This window comes from Exiguobacterium sp. s102 (assembly GCF_018618635.1).
GTDB lineage: Bacteria > Bacillota > Bacilli > Exiguobacteriales > Exiguobacteriaceae > Exiguobacterium_A > Exiguobacterium_A oxidotolerans.
Window position 1 is genome coordinate 1 of the sequence record NZ_JACSML010000011.1, and the last position, 14,631, is coordinate 14,631.

14 protein-coding genes, 3 tRNA genes, 1 other RNA gene and 1 other annotated feature are annotated in these 14,631 nt (G+C 46.6%); of the genes, 3 read left to right on the forward strand and 15 right to left on the reverse strand.

From position 1 onward, the window contains the following. Window positions 1-251 precede the first annotated feature (251 nt). The 6 genes from KNQ02_RS15165 to tadA all read right to left on the reverse strand — a co-directional run bounded on the left by KNQ02_RS15165 (window position 252) and on the right by tadA (window position 4,028). A complete protein-coding gene (locus KNQ02_RS15165) occupies window positions 252-470 on the reverse strand; it encodes a YaaL family protein (RefSeq protein WP_029332191.1) in 219 nt (72 codons plus the stop codon). After that, window positions 467-1,066, reverse strand: a complete 600-nt coding sequence (gene recR / locus KNQ02_RS15170; RefSeq protein WP_029332190.1) for a recombination mediator RecR — start codon at window positions 1,064-1,066, stop codon at window positions 467-469. Before recR ends, KNQ02_RS15165 begins: the two co-directional genes overlap by 4 nt. An 18-nt stretch (window positions 1,067-1,084) precedes the next feature. Continuing rightward, window positions 1,085-1,405 (reverse strand): YbaB/EbfC family nucleoid-associated protein, encoded by a 321-nt coding sequence (locus KNQ02_RS15175; RefSeq protein ID WP_012368932.1) that lies wholly within the window; start codon window positions 1,403-1,405, stop codon window positions 1,085-1,087. 22 nt (window positions 1,406-1,427) lie between these two features. Further along, entirely contained in the window at window positions 1,428-3,110 is a 1,683-nt protein-coding gene (gene dnaX, locus KNQ02_RS15180) for a DNA polymerase III subunit gamma/tau (protein WP_214767985.1), read from the reverse strand. Window positions 3,111-3,207: 97 nt separating this feature from the next. After that, window positions 3,208-3,474, reverse strand: an RNA gene (gene ffs / locus KNQ02_RS15185) — signal recognition particle sRNA large type. 47 nt (window positions 3,475-3,521) lie between these two features. Continuing rightward, on the reverse strand, window positions 3,522-4,028 hold the full coding sequence (tadA, locus tag KNQ02_RS15190; protein ID WP_088835959.1) for a tRNA adenosine(34) deaminase TadA: 507 nt from the start codon (window positions 4,026-4,028) through the stop codon (window positions 3,522-3,524). 110 nt (window positions 4,029-4,138) lie between these two features. On the opposite strand from tadA, the gene KNQ02_RS15195 reads away from it, so the two are divergent. Together KNQ02_RS15195 and KNQ02_RS15200 are read left to right on the forward strand one after the other, a co-directional pair. Then, window positions 4,139-4,768: a deoxynucleoside kinase gene (locus tag KNQ02_RS15195; RefSeq protein ID WP_088835958.1), complete on the forward strand. Its 630-nt coding sequence runs from the start codon at window positions 4,139-4,141 to the stop codon at window positions 4,766-4,768. Then, complete coding sequence (locus KNQ02_RS15200) at window positions 4,765-5,442, forward strand: deoxynucleoside kinase (protein ID WP_029332186.1); 678 nt, start codon at window positions 4,765-4,767, stop codon at window positions 5,440-5,442. Before KNQ02_RS15195 ends, KNQ02_RS15200 begins: the two co-directional genes overlap by 4 nt. Window positions 5,443-5,895: 453 nt before the next feature. Here KNQ02_RS15200 and KNQ02_RS15205 read toward each other — a convergent pair whose 3' ends face one another. From KNQ02_RS15205 to pdxS, 8 genes are all read right to left on the reverse strand, one after another. Continuing rightward, entirely contained in the window at window positions 5,896-6,360 is a 465-nt protein-coding gene (locus KNQ02_RS15205) for a DinB family protein (protein ID WP_157898458.1), read from the reverse strand. A gap of 105 nt (window positions 6,361-6,465) precedes the next feature. Further along, a tRNA-Ser gene (locus KNQ02_RS15210) sits at window positions 6,466-6,555 on the reverse strand. 34 nt (window positions 6,556-6,589) lie between these two features. Beyond that, window positions 6,590-6,680, reverse strand: a tRNA-Ser gene (locus tag KNQ02_RS15215). A 35-nt stretch (window positions 6,681-6,715) separates the two neighbouring features. Next, window positions 6,716-6,806, reverse strand: a tRNA-Ser gene (locus KNQ02_RS15220). Between the two features lie 137 nt (window positions 6,807-6,943). Continuing rightward, window positions 6,944-8,221: a serine--tRNA ligase gene (serS, locus tag KNQ02_RS15225; protein ID WP_088835956.1), complete on the reverse strand. Its 1,278-nt coding sequence runs from the start codon at window positions 8,219-8,221 to the stop codon at window positions 6,944-6,946. Window positions 8,222-8,282: 61 nt separating this feature from the next. Further along, window positions 8,283-8,491 (reverse strand) — a binding site (T-box leader). 12 nt (window positions 8,492-8,503) lie between these two features. Further along, window positions 8,504-9,748, reverse strand: coding sequence for a D-alanyl-D-alanine carboxypeptidase family protein (locus KNQ02_RS15230; RefSeq protein ID WP_214771818.1), 1,245 nt, complete (start codon window positions 9,746-9,748; stop codon window positions 8,504-8,506). 87 nt (window positions 9,749-9,835) lie between these two features. Then, the gene (gene pdxT, locus KNQ02_RS15235) at window positions 9,836-10,417 is read right to left on the reverse strand and encodes a pyridoxal 5'-phosphate synthase glutaminase subunit PdxT (protein WP_088835954.1); all 582 of its coding nucleotides are present in this window, start codon (window positions 10,415-10,417) and stop codon (window positions 9,836-9,838) included. After that, on the reverse strand, window positions 10,411-11,298 hold the full coding sequence (gene pdxS / locus KNQ02_RS15240) for a pyridoxal 5'-phosphate synthase lyase subunit PdxS (protein ID WP_369834776.1): 888 nt from the start codon (window positions 11,296-11,298) through the stop codon (window positions 10,411-10,413). The genes pdxT and pdxS overlap by 7 nt, the downstream gene beginning before the upstream one ends. A gap of 129 nt (window positions 11,299-11,427) precedes the next feature. On the opposite strand from pdxS, the gene pdxR reads away from it, so the two are divergent. Further along, a complete protein-coding gene (gene pdxR, locus KNQ02_RS15245) occupies window positions 11,428-12,819 on the forward strand; it encodes a MocR-like pyridoxine biosynthesis transcription factor PdxR (RefSeq protein WP_214771820.1) in 1,392 nt (463 codons plus the stop codon). 144 nt (window positions 12,820-12,963) lie between these two features. Here pdxR and guaB read toward each other — a convergent pair whose 3' ends face one another. Continuing rightward, on the reverse strand, window positions 12,964-14,430 hold the full coding sequence (gene guaB / locus KNQ02_RS15250; protein ID WP_029332179.1) for an IMP dehydrogenase: 1,467 nt from the start codon (window positions 14,428-14,430) through the stop codon (window positions 12,964-12,966). Window positions 14,431-14,631: the final 201 nt, after the last annotated feature.

The window sequence follows — 14,631 nt, forward strand, 5'->3', positions numbered from 1 at the left end:
TTCAAAGTTCGTCCGCGCCTGTTTTGGCGACTCAATTAGAATACCAAGTCTGGAACGATAAGTCAACAACTTTTTAAAAGAAGTTTTTTTCGTTCGTTTCAAGCGTGCGTCCTCTTTAGGACATGAATTAATATACCACGATAGTTAGGGGATGACAACTGTTTTATTAAAATAGTTTCATTTTTTTCGATTCTTCTTTTTAAGAACAGATTAAAGGCTGCAAACCACTCGGGCTCACAGCCTTCACTCGTTCACTTCATCATGATTGAAACGCGTCTTCGTTTTGCTTCGCTTATATAGAAGAAATACAACGACTCGGCTAATTTCATTTGTGCTTCAAGATCACCATAATCATCATAACTAATCTCAAGTAGATGACGTTTCATCAAGTAGTCTTCTTTTGCTTTAGACAATTCTGTAAGGAGACGCTCATCGTATTCGTTTCGGATTTTTTTTCGAAACCAACTCATAGTTCGCGTCTTCCCTCCATCGCACGGGATAATGTAACTTCGTCCGCATACTCTAAATCTCCCCCAACAGGAAGACCATGTGCAATTCGTGTTACACGAATTCCCGTCGGTTTCAGTAAACGTGACAAGTACATCGCCGTTGCCTCTCCCTCAATGTTCGGATTCGTTGCTAAGATGATTTCCGTAATGGCTTCGTCTTCTTGAAGACGTGTCAAAAGACTCGATACGTTAATGTCTTCAGGTCCAATCCCTTCCATTGGACTAATCGCCCCGTGGAGTACATGGTACAACCCTTGATAATCTCGCATCTTCTCCATCGCAATCACATCTCGCGAATCCTGAACAACACAGACAACCGTCCGATTACGATGTTTATCCGAACAAACATAACACGGATCTTTGTCCGTTATGTTTCCACACACGCTACAATAAGAAATATCGCGCTTCGCGCTGACGAGTGCCTTCCCGAACATCAACACATCATCTTCTTCCATGTCTAAGACATGAAAAGCAAGACGAACAGCCGTTTTCGGTCCGATCCCCGGTAGCTTCGTAAAACTTTCAATCAAACGACTGATTGCTTCAGGATATTGCAATTGATTTCCTCCTACAGTTTAAAACATTCCCGGCATGTTCATACCTTGCGTAAATTTACCCATTTTACTTGAAACAAGTTCATCGACTTTTTTCAATGCATCATTCGTTGCAGCGAGGACGAGATCTTGAATCATTTCGACATCGTCAGGATCCACTACTTCTTCTTTGATGATGACGTCGATGATATTTTTATGACCATCAGCTACGACAGATACCATTTCACCGCCAGCTGTACCTGTCACTGTCAAATCCTTAAGTTCTTCCTGAGCTTTCGCCATATCCTTTTGCATCTTTTGCATTTGTTTCATCATATTGTTCATGTTTCCCATACCACGCATATTTGTTCCTCCTCAAGTAAGATTAGTCTTCAAATTCTACGATATCACCAAAACGACCAAGCGTCTCGGATAATAAGCGATCGCTTTCCGATTCTTCAGCGACCTCTTTCTCTTCTATATTACTACTATTTCGCTTTGCAACAAACTCTGCCTTTAATTCATTCCAGTCTTGATCAAGAATTGCGAGAATCTCCCGTTTGACGCCACATACTTCAAACAGGGCTTCTTCGATAACGAAACGCGTTCGTTCATTCGTCATGACTTGTTCGAAATGCCAGCCCTTCCCGTTATCAAACTCAATCAATAACGTATCTCCCGAACACAAGACGGGTTTACTTTCATGGACAAGCGAATAGATCGGACCATCTTGCTTTAAGATGAGTTTTAGAATAGCATCCCAGCGCTCTTGGATTTCAAGCAATTGTGCTTTTTCTGCTCGCATCAGCATTTGTCGAATCCGCTCTTTCGCGATCCGCACGGTCGGACGACCTTGCTTCCGTTTAGCTGGTTGCGCCGCGACTGTTTCTGCTGCCGGTACACCGTTCGCTTTCAACTGATGCATCTGTTCCTTCATTTCTCTTACTTCCTGTTGCAATGACTGGACGATTTGTCCCGTCGTACGCCCCTGTTCCGTAATTTGGATGAAGGCAATCTCGACTAAGACACGTGGATGATTCGTCAATCGCATCTGTTGTTGGCAATCATGCAGTTGTTCGATGACATGGAAACATGTTTCCGCTTCAATCATTTCGACAAACTGTTTGAATTCCTCTGTCGGACGGGCGCGTTCTAACAAATCGACTGCCGTCGGTGAGGCTTTTAGCAGGAGCGTATCCCGATAAAAGAAGACCAGGTCCTCGACGAATCGCTTCAGGTCTTTTCCTGCCCGTTGCATCTGCTCAAGTGTCTGCAATAATTGATCGACTTGATGATTATGAAGTGCGTTTGCAATCGCGAGCAACGCTTCGTCTTCTACGGCACCCGTTACTTCGAGTACGGCAGCATCCGTCAAATCCCCATTCGAGAAAGCGACTGCTTGGTCGAGTAAACTTAAGGCATCCCGCATTCCTCCGTCTGCTGCGCGTGCAATCAACCGTAACGCCGTCTCCGAGTAGGCAATTTCTTGATCGGATAAGATGAACTGCATCCGTTCGACTAGTTGGTCGACTTCATGGCGTTTGACATCAAAACGTTGGCAACGCGAAATGATGGTCGCCGGGATTTTATGGGGCTCTGTTGTCGCTAAGATGAAAATCGCATGTGCCGGTGGTTCTTCAAGCGTTTTTAATAATGCATTGAACGCTCCCGTCGATAGCATATGCACTTCATCGATGATATAAACTTTATAGGCTGCTTCTGAAGGCGGGTACTTCACCTTATCGCGGATTTCACGAATTTCGTCGACTCCGTTGTTTGAAGCCGCATCGATTTCGAACACATCCGGACTCGATCCTTCCGTAATCGCGAGACATGTCGGGCATTCATTACACGGTTCTTTTACAGGTGCGTGTTCACAGTTGATTGCTTTTGCGATGATTTTCGCAAGACTTGTCTTCCCCGTTCCGCGCGGGCCTGAAAATAGGTAGGCATGTGACATCCGTTCTTCCATCAATGCGTTTTGAATCGTCCGAGTGATATGTGCTTGCCCGACGACTTCATCAAAACGCTGCGGACGATACACGCGGTATAGTGCTTGATAGGCCAAATTTGCGCCTCCTCTTTTTTAAGATCCTTGTTCTATTCTACCTAAAAAAGTCTACAACCGAAACCGGCTGTAGACTTGTTTTATAAAAATTAAACTGCCGCGCACCATATTCTGAAATATGTTCAACATGCGTTACTCACGCAGCCTGCTCAGTTCAAGCACTCCTGCGGCACACAGAGAGCACCACTTAAGGCTGCTTCCTTCCGGACCTGACCTAGTTCATGGGTATCTGTTGCGCAGGACTCAAACGTCAACGCTACTTACGTAAGGCAGACCATACCAATCATATCCCTCGATATGGAATTCAGTCTCGCTATAGCGGATTGCGAGTGACAGGGAACCGCTACATCCCCACCTAGCACGACAAATGATTTATCGTTTTTTAGTGGCACCCGTTCGAGTGCTTTTTCATTATACTGTTTCGTCTAAATTGTTGCAACCCATTGCACGTTTCTTTGCTTTCTTTTTCGCACGAAGTTCGCGAAAGAACGCCGTTAACAACTCACCACATTCTTTTTCTAATATACCACTCGTCAGACGTGAAACATGGTTAAAGCGCTCATCTTGGATGAGGTTCATCAAAGTTCCGCAACAACCACCTTTTGGATCAACGGCTCCGAAGATGACATGTTCAATCCGCGATAACATGATGGCTCCGGCACACATCGGACACGGTTCAAGCGTCACATACAGTTCGCACCCTTCCAGTCGCCAGTTCCCGAGCTTTTCACACGCTTGCTCGATGGCGAGTAATTCGGCGTGTGCCGTCGCCTGATGATTCGTTTCCCGGTGATTATACCCGGTCGCAATGACTTGATCGTCTTTGACGATGACACACCCAATCGGCACTTCGCCGATGGCTTCCGCCTTTTTCGCCTCACCAATCGCGAGCTCCATATAATATTCGTGTCGCTCCACTTCTACTCACTCCCTATCTTTACAAAAATTCTCCCTCTGAAACTTCGGCAGGGGTCCCTGCTTTGTGCTAAAATATAAATTGCACTTTGCTGAACGGAGGGTAATTGAATATGTTCATAACGGTTGAAGGACCGATTGGTGTAGGCAAAACTTCACTTGCGAACGCCATCAGTCATCATTTCTCATTTTCTATGTTACGCGAAATTGTCGAAGAAAATCCCTTTCTTGGAAAGTTCTATGAGGACATCGAAGAATGGAGTTTCCAAACAGAGATGTTCTTTTTATGCAATCGCTTTAAACAGCTCGATGATATCGAACGTCACTACCTAAGTAAACAACGCTCTGTCGTCGCTGATTATCATATCTTTAAAAACCTGATTTTTGCTCACCGCTCGCTCAAAGTAGAGCACATCGATAAATATGAACAAATTTATTCGATCTTAACGACGGATATGCCAAAACCGGATGCCGTCATCTACTTGAATGCGAGTATCGATACACTGATGAAACGCGTCGCCTTACGCGGACGTGAAGTTGAAGAACACATGTCACGCGATTATCTCGAGCAACTCGCAGCAGACTACGAAACGTTCGTCACGGAGTATCAAATCAAACACCCGGAAGTCAAAGTCATCCGTTTTAACGGAGATGAACTCGACTTCGTCAAACGCCCAGAAGACTTGGATTATGTCTTAACTAAAATCCGCAATGAATTATATGAAGGAGCGAACCACGCATGAACTCGAAGTTACGTGAAAAATACAATATTCCGGCAGATGCCGTCATTACGATCGGTGGAATGGTCGGAATCGGAAAATCGACGATCACGAATGGTCTAGCAGACGCACTCGGCTTCCGGACATCTCTTGAAAAAGTCGATACGAACCCTTATCTCGATAAATTCTACCACGATTTCGAGCGCTGGAGCTTCCACTTACAAATCTATTTCTTAGCGGAACGGTTTAAAGAACAAAAGAAAATCTTCCAATATGGTGGCGGTTTCATCCAAGACCGCTCCATCTACGAAGATACAGGCATTTTCGCGAAGATGCACTTCGAAAAAGGAACGATGTCACCAACGGACTACGAAACGTACTCCAGTTTGTTCGATGCGATGGTCATGACGCCATTTTTCCCGCATCCGGACTTGTTGATTTATCTGGAAGGATCGTTTGAACAGGTGCTCGACCGGATTCGTCTCCGCGGACGCGAGATGGAACAGCAAACACCAATCGAGTATTGGGAAGAGATGTACGAACGGTATACGAACTGGATCAATAACTTCACGATTTGCCCGGTCCTTCGTTTATCCATCGATGAATATGATCTTCTCAATGAACCGGAGTCGATTGAACGTATCCTCTCGAAAATCGATAAACAACTTGAAGTCGCCCGGATTGCAAAAACACGTTGATTCACACGCAAAAGCCCTTCGACAGTCGCCGAAGGGCTTTTGCGTGTAGACAAACTCTTATAAAGCGTGAACATGCGATAACGAAAGACAATCCGGTCGCGCTTCCCTGTCTCGCCTCGTCTTTAAAGCGGCAATCTTCCGCGCCGCTACAGCAAAGCTGCAGGGTCGCGACCGATTGCTTTTCGCGGTTCTAAGCGATTCGAGACGGATTGCGCCCTAAACCGTCTGCATGACTGGCTTTCCGTCATAGTGTTACCTAAAAAGCGTCACGTTTCGTTGACTCCTGCGGGGAACGCACGTTCAGAGGCAGACAAGACCCTGCTTCTTGTCCGTTAGGACGAAGGAGCAACGGCTTGCGCCTCGCCCGAGGAAAGCAACGAAAAAAGACGCTTGATCTCCCGATGGCACTTTGTCTACAGCCTGAGCCCCTCGACAGTCGTCGAAAGGCTTTTTTTAGCGTGCTGTTACTTGTTTGATTTGGTCGATGTGATGTAAGTCGTGCTGTTTCATCGCGCCAAGCAAGTCGACGATCATCATCGTTTTCCCGTTCGAAGTGAACGTATCCATCAAACGTTCTTCCGGAATCAAATCAACGGCCCGGCTTAATAGGTCACGGCTGACTAAGAATTCATCAATCGTTAAGATTCGTTGCTGCTCGCGACTCATCTTCGCCGCTTCTTCGTTGACTTCCTGACTGTTCGGCTTCACACGGAATGGTTCGTCCGCCAACATGAATGGAAGACGTTCTGCCACCATGAAGCGGTCCCACGGTGACAAGTGACCTACGATTTCAGCAATCGTCCATTTGCCTTCCGCATATGAGCTACGCCACGCGTCTTCCGGGATGTGTTCGAGTTCACGGACGAAGTTCATCGTTTCTTTATAGTGAGTGAGTAAGGTTTCTTTTGTATTGGTCATATCAAGTGCTCCTTCTTCCTTTTTACATGTAGGAAAACATAGCATGCGAACGGATCTTGGTGCAATAAAAAAGCACCTCACACGATGTGAGATGCTCGATATAAGCGGAGTCGGTGGGATTCGAACCCACGCGGGCCTTACGACCCCTAACGGATTTCGAGTCCGTCCCCTTCAGCCGGGCTTGGGTACGACTCCATGTTAAATTTATTTTTGGGTAAAAAAAAAGAAGTGGAGGAGGCGGTGGGATTCGAACCCACGCACGGCTTTCGCCGCCTGACGGTTTTCAAGACCGTTCTCTTAAACCACTTGAGTACGCCTCCAAGTTATATGTAGTTTTCAGGTAAAAAAAAAGAAATGGAGGAGGCGGTGGGATTCGAACCCACGCACGGCTTTCGCCGCCTGACGGTTTTCAAGACCGTTCTCTTAAACCACTTGAGTACGCCTCCGTACTTATAATCGAGCAAATTGTAACGTGCTTGCCTTCCTGACATAAATTATAATAGCATCTTGGTTTTACTCTGTAAAGACCTTTTCTAAAAAAACTTTTTAAAAGTATAAAGGGGGAAGGCTCCCCCTTTTCTACTTATGCTTGAATCACTTTGAGTCCACCCATGTATGGACGAAGTACTTCTGGAATAATAACTGAACCATCTGCTTGTTGATAGTTCTCTAAGATGGCTGCGACCGTCCGGCCAACAGCAAGCGCAGAACCGTTTAATGTATGCACGAATTCCGGTTTTGCATTCGCTTCCCGGCGGAAACGAATTTGTGCCCGGCGCGCCTGGAAATCTTCAAAGTTTGAACAAGAAGAAATCTCGCGGTAAACGCCTTGGCTCGGCATCCAGACTTCGATATCGTATTTCTTCGCTGCTGTGAATCCAAGATCCGCTGTACACATGCTGAGGACTTGATACGGTAATTTCAATCGTTTAAGCACTTCTTCGGCTTGACCAGTCAACAGTTCAAGTTGTTCATAAGACTCTTCCGGCTTAACGAAACGAACGAGCTCCACTTTGTTGAATTGGTGTTGACGAATCAGGCCTCGTGTATCACGGCCGGCAGATCCGGCTTCTGAGCGGAAACACTGGCTGTATGCTGCATAACCGATCGGTAATTGGCTTGCTGCCAAGATTTCATCCCGGTGCATGTTCGTCACCGGCACTTCCGCTGTCGGCACGAGGAAGTAGTTCGTCTCTTCGACTTTGAACGCATCTTCTTCAAATTTCGGAAGTTGACCTGTTCCTGTCATTGATTCGCGGTTGACCATGAGTGGCGGTAAAATTTCCGTATAGCCGTTTTCATCTTGATGCATGTCCATCATGAAGTTGATTAACGCACGTTCGAGACGTGCACCTGCCCCACGATAGAAAACGAAGCGACTTCCTGTGACTTTCCCTGCCCGTTCCACGTCGACGATTTTTAATTGCTCCATCAAATCCCAATGCGGGACGGCGTCGAAGTCAAAGGCCGGTTTATCACCCACTTCACGGATGACGACATTATCATCCTCTGAAGAACCGATCGGGACGCTGTCATGCGGAATGTTCGGGATACCAAGCAACAGTTGATTCAACGTCGCTTCGACTTCGCGCAACTCGTCGTCGATTCCTTTAATCTCATCTCCGACAGTTCGCATCGCGGCAATTGCCTCGTCGGCATTTTCTTTATTGCGTTTGAGTTCTGCAATTTTTTTCGTCGCGTCATTTCGTTCCGCTTTTAAGACCTCGGTCCGGGCAATCAGTTCACGACGTTTTTCATCTAACGCGATGAACCGATTCATGTCCGTTAAATCCTCTCCGCGGTGTGCAAGTTTTTCTTGGATTGCGTCAAAATCCTGACGCAGACGTTTAATATCAATCATGTGTATTCCTCCTTTTTTTCAATAAAAAAAGGCAATTCATCCCTCTCCGGTATAAAAACCGAAGAGGGACGAATCACCTTGGATCCGCGTTGCCACCCTCATTGCTAGTCTTGCTAGCCAACTCAAAGACGCGATAACGGGCGTACCCGCACCTTGTTCGCAAGGTGTGCGATCCGGCTCGATTCAAGGCATCCTTCTGACTAGTTCACACCAACCACTAGCTCTCTTAACAGAATAAATTCCTTTACTTGGTCCGTTCATTGCATCGTTATGAGATTAGCTCTACTTTACACTATCCTGTTTGAGATTGACAAGACCCGGTTTACGAATCGCATCATCAATTTTATCGGACCAGGCAGCAATCGCCCGGAACAAACGGGTCTTGAAGCTCGCCAAAGCGATTCGCTCCGCACTATAGAGAAGTGATCTCGGCACATCAAACCCCGGCAAGTACATGCCTTCATCCTTCACTTGAACCGTTCCGACACTTGCGCCATTCTTGATTGGAGCATGGGTCAGATTAAACGTAAATACGGGTGGACGGGTTGCTGCGTTCTTCGGCACCGTCACGTAAAGCGATGCATCCGTGATGACGTCATAGTCTGTTTCTTCCGCACCACGAATCGGGAAGACGTCTTTAATCCGCTCGCCTTTTCCGTAATAAGTCAACGGCTCAAACGATGAGAAGCCATAATCGAGTAACTTTTTTGTTTCTGCAAACCGCGCTTGATCGGATGTCGTCCGCATGACGACTGTAATGATCGTCATGTTATCTTTCGTCGCGACACCGGCAAAACAATATCCGGCAAGATCAGTCGTCCCTGTCTTCATCCCACGCATCCCGGGATACGCGTACTTTTGATCTTTCAACATCTTATCGGAGTTTTGGAGTGTGATGCCATCCAGTTTCATCGAAGAACGACTCGTGACATCTAAGACATCGGGATAATCTTTAATAAAACGAATGACGAGTAGTGCAATGTCGGTCGCTGTCATCAAGTTCGTCCCCGGTAAGGCTGCATCGACTGCATCGAGTCCCGATGCATTTGAGTATTCTGTATTGTCCATCCCAAATGTATTCGCCGTCTCATTCATCAACTTGACGAATTTTTGTTCTGTTCCGGCAACGACTTCAGCAAGTAATACAGCCGCATCATTAGCTGACTTGATGAACGCTGCATCATAGAGCTCACGAACGGTATATGTACGATTGCTTAACGGCACCCGTGCCAATCCTGGTGTGCCTGCTAATTTGAGTACTTTTTGGCTTGGTTGAACTTTTTTGTTCCAGCTTAGTTTCTTTTGTTCGATTTGACGTCGGACTAAGTAAAGTGTCATCAATTTCGTCATCGAAGCCGGAGGTAAAGCCAAATCGGCTTGTTCTTCTAACAATACTTTACCGGTCACAGCATCGACCATGATGTAGGATTCTGCCTTGATCGTCGGTACCTCGGCATAACTCGTCACTGGGAGTAGACTCGTCGTCAGTAAAAGGACGCTCAAGAAGAGTATGAAAAGTCGTTTCATCGTTCCTCTCCTTCAATTCATTTATACCCTCAGTGTAGCATAAAAAAAGTATCCCACAGCTTGAACTGAAGGATACTTTTTTTGTCGTTAGATGACGTGAACCGAACGTTGCTGTTTTACTTTTTCAATAAAGTAACGATGCAAACAGGTATCGTTCGTTAATTCCGGATGAAACGAACAGGCGAGATGCATGTCTGTTTCGACGACGACGATCTCGTCGTCAATGCGAGCGAGAACGCGGGTCGCTTGATCGATTCGTTCGACATAAGGGGCTCGAATAAAGACAGCTTCAATGTCCGCCCCGATTCCGTCGACGGCTAGCATCGTTTCAAAACTGTCCACTTGGCGACCGAACGCATTTCGTTTCACTTTCATCGGGATTGCCCCGAGGTGAACATCTCCTTGTTCAAGTTCCGTCGCTAATAAAATCATCCCGGCGCACGTCCCGAACATCGGTAACGTCTTTATTTTTTGTCGAAGGGGCACAAGCAAGGCGTAGCGATCAATCAACCGGCGCATCGCTGTCGACTCACCACCGGGCAAGACAAGTCCGGCGATTCCTTCTAAATCTTCCGCCGATTTGATGATTCGTGTTTTTACACCGAGCGATGCCAACATCTCAAGGTGTTCCCTGACTGCCCCTTGTAGACCAAGTACCCCGATTACCATCCCCGTGGTGCCATCCGTTCCTCAAACGGCATCGACGTGACATCAATCCCCTTCATCGCTGTTCCGAGACCTTTCGAGAGATACGCAATTCGTTCGAAGTCATCCCGGTACGTCACGGCTTCGACGATCGCTTTCGCAAATTTTTCCGGTTGCTCCGATTTAAAAATGCCTGAACCAACGAAAACACCGTCAGCTCCAAGATGCATCATCAGCGCAGCATCTGCCGGCGTCGCGATTCCACCGGCAGCAAAGTTAACAACGGGTAGACGCCCTTCTTGCTGAATCATCCGTAAGACTTCGTAAGGTGCACCCCACTCCTTCGCCCGTGTCATCAACTCATCCGGATTCGTATGTAAAATCTGGTTGAGTTCAGCTTGAATTTTTCGCATATGCCGGACGGCTTCGACGACGTTACCCGTTCCCGGTTCGCCTTTTGTCCGAATCATCGCCGCACCTTCCGCAATTCGGCGAGCCGCCTCTCCTAAATCGCGTGCCCCACAAACGAACGGTACCGTAAACGTCGACTTCAACAGATGGTACTCTTCATCAGCCGGTGTCAGGACTTCACTCTCATCAATGAAATCGACCCCCATCGACTCAAGGATCCGTGCTTCGACGATATGGCCGATTCGGCATTTCGCCATGACAGGAATCGTGACGGCATTTACGACCTCTTCCGTGATGGTCGGATCTGCCATTCGTGCCACACCTCCATCTCGGCGAATATCAGACGGGACACGTTCGAGTGCCATGACGGCGACGGCACCGGCTGCCTCTGCGATTTTCGCTTGCTCGGCATTGACGACGTCCATGATGACGCCCCCTTTTTGCATCTCAGCCATTCCTCTTTTGACACGATCCGTTCCTTGTTGCCGTTCCATCATTCTAAATTCCCCCTTGAACAATTTGATTGATAGCTCCTTACTTACGTTTTAGTATAGTCTCGATTGACTATTTTAAAAGTATCAGTTTATGATGAAATGAACAGGTCAGTTTTAGGAGGTACTTCAATGGATATGTTATCGTTCGAGTTAATACGAGAGGGCAATAAGCCGTTATACGAGCAATTGTATCAACAGATTCGTCAAGAAATCATCGATGGACGTCTAGAGTATGGTGTCAAATTACCGTCAAAACGAAAACTCGGTCAGTTCTTGAACTTGAGTCAAACGACGATTGAGCTCGCCTATCAACAACTCGTCGCCGAAGGCTATGTCGAGTCAGTTTCAAGAAAAGGGTATTTTGTCTTAGCACACGAAGAGCTTGCTTATGTAAAGAAAATACCACTAGCAACGAAGCAACGCCTTTCTCCGTCCACCTATATCCGTCATGATTTCCATCCGAGTAAAATCGATGGATCATCTTTTCCTTTTTCACGTTGGCGAAAACATGCGAAGGATGTCATCGATGAACATAATCAATCCCTTGTTTCACTCGGACACCCGCAAGGCGATCTCGCCTTACGTGTTGAAATTGCGACCTACCTATATCACTCAAGAGGTGTCATCTGTTCGCCTGAACAAATCATCATTGGGTCTGGGGTCGAACAACTTTTGGCCCAACTGATTTTCCTGCTAGGACAACATGTCACCTACGGAATCGAAGATCCCGGTTATCATGCGACCCGACTCATTCTTGAGAATCATGGACGAACAGCAATCCCGATTCCGGTCGATCAAAGTGGTGTCAAAGTCTCGACTTTAAGTCAGACCGATGTGGATATCATGTATGTGACACCTGCCCACCAATTTCCATCCGGAAGCATCTTATCCGTCAATCGGCGCCGGCAATTGGTGAACTGGGCTGCTGAATCCCCGACACGTTACATCATTGAGGATGACTACGACAGTGAGTTTCGTTATAGTGGCAAGTCGATTCCGTCACTCCACAGCATCGATAGTGAACGAGTACTTTATTTGAGCACCTTCTCCAAGTCGCTCATGCCTTCACTGCGGATTGGCTACATGGTCCTTCCGCCTTCTTTGCTTGAGCGCTATCAGACCGAACTCTCCTATTACACATGCAGTGTCTCACGTTTTGATCAAACGATTTTGACACGCTTTATGAAAGAAGGCGACTTCGAGAAACATTTGAATCGGATGCGAAAGATCTATCGGCGTAAGTTAGACATCGTCGTCAATTCGTTACGTGCTATCTCATCCCTGCGCTTGACCGGCGAAAGTGCGGGTTTGCATGTCGTCGTTTCTGTTGCGAACGGGATGACGGAAGAAGAATTAGTCAGGCGAGCACACGACGCTTCAATTCAGGTCTATGGTTTATCCCAGTATGCACAACTTCCGTTAGAAGCAATGCACCCACAAATCGTGTTAGGTTTTGCAAGTCTATCGGAATCAGATCTTGAAGAGGGGCTTGGGGAGTTGTTACAGTCTTGGCAGTTGTAACAGCAGTCTTTCGGACTGTGAACAAAACCAGCTTGAACGTGTCCGTGATTTTCATATAGGCTATGTCGTGAAACACCTTGAGCCGCCTAACATCATTAATCTATAAACAAAAAAAGGCCCCGCATCATCTGCAGGGCTTTCTTTTTATTGGCGTGTATAGTTCGATGCTTCTTTTGTGATTTGAATGTCATGTGGGTGACTTTCTTGTAAGCCAGCACCCGTCATGCGGATGAATTGTGTGTCTTCTCGCAATTCTTCTAATGAAGCTGCTCCACAATATCCCATTCCTGAACGAATCCCACCAACGAGTTGATAGACAGAATCACCGAGTTTTCCACGGTAAGCGACACGACCTTCAATTCCTTCTGGAACGAATTTCTTATCTGCTTCTTGGAAGTAGCGATCTTGACTACCACGTTTCATTGATGCTTCAGAACCCATACCACGGTATGTCTTAAATTGACGACCTTGGTAGATCTCCATTTCGCCCGGGCTTTCTTCAACACCAGCAAGCAGACTACCTAACATGACCGCATGACCGCCAGCTGCAAGTGCTTTGACGATATCGCCCGAGTACTTAATTCCGCCGTCGGCAATGATGGAGACACCATGCTTACGGGCCTCTGTCGCACAATCAAAGACTGCAGTGATTTGTGGAACCCCCACTCCCGCAACGACACGTGTCGTACAAATTGAACCAGGTCCAATCCCTACCTTGACGACCGATGCACCAGCTTCAATTAAATCGCGTGTTGCTTCTGCGGTTGCAACGTTCCCAGCGATGATTGGAAGATTTGGATATTCATCACGAAGCTCACGTACTTTTAAGAGTACGCCTTCAGAGTGACCGTGTGCCGTATCGACGACGAGTGCATCGACGCCTGCATCAACAAGAAAACGTGCGCGAAGAGATGCATCTTTCGTGACACCGACAGCTGCAGCGACGAGAAGACGTCCGAATTGATCTTTTGCTGCATGTGGATATTGTTCGACTTTTTCAATATCCTTTGTTGTGATTAAGCCTTTTAATACACCGTTCTCATCAACGAGTGGTAACTTTTCAATGCGATGTTTGTGGAGAATTTGTTCTGCTTCTTCAAGTGACGTACCAACTGTAGCAGTGACGAGTTCTTCTGTCGTCATGACCGTCTCAATTACCGTCGAATAGTCTTTAACAAAACGAAGATCACGATTTGTTAAAATACCAACGAGTTTCCGTTCTGTTTCGTTGTTAACGATCGGAACACCAGAAATACGATATTTACTCATTAAATATTCAGCATCGTATACTTGGCGTTCAGGTGTAAGATAAAACGGATTCGTGATGACACCATTTTCAGAACGTTTGACGCGATCGACATGTTCTGCTTGGTCTTCCATCGACATGTTTTTGTGGACGACACCTAGACCGCCTTGACGTGCCATGGCAATCGCCATTGGTGCTTCCGTCACAGTATCCATTCCTGCACTGATCAACGGGATGTTCAGTGTAATCCCTTCGCATAAGGATACAGATAGATCGACGTCACGTGGTAAGACACTTGAACGACGTGGTACAAGCAAAACGTCATCAAACGTCAAGCCCTCTTTAGCAAATTTATTCTCCCACATGTTTATCCACTCGCTTTCTCTTTGATAAAAGAATATTGATGTTATGGTAACAAGGAGAAACAGTCATGTCAATGACTCCAGTAATAATCAGAACAGTCTGAAGTTTCACACAACACAAAAAGACCGACCTGCAAGATGCAGATCGGTCCTTTTCAATTGCCTGGCAACGTCCTATCCTCACAGGGGGAAGCCCCCAACTAC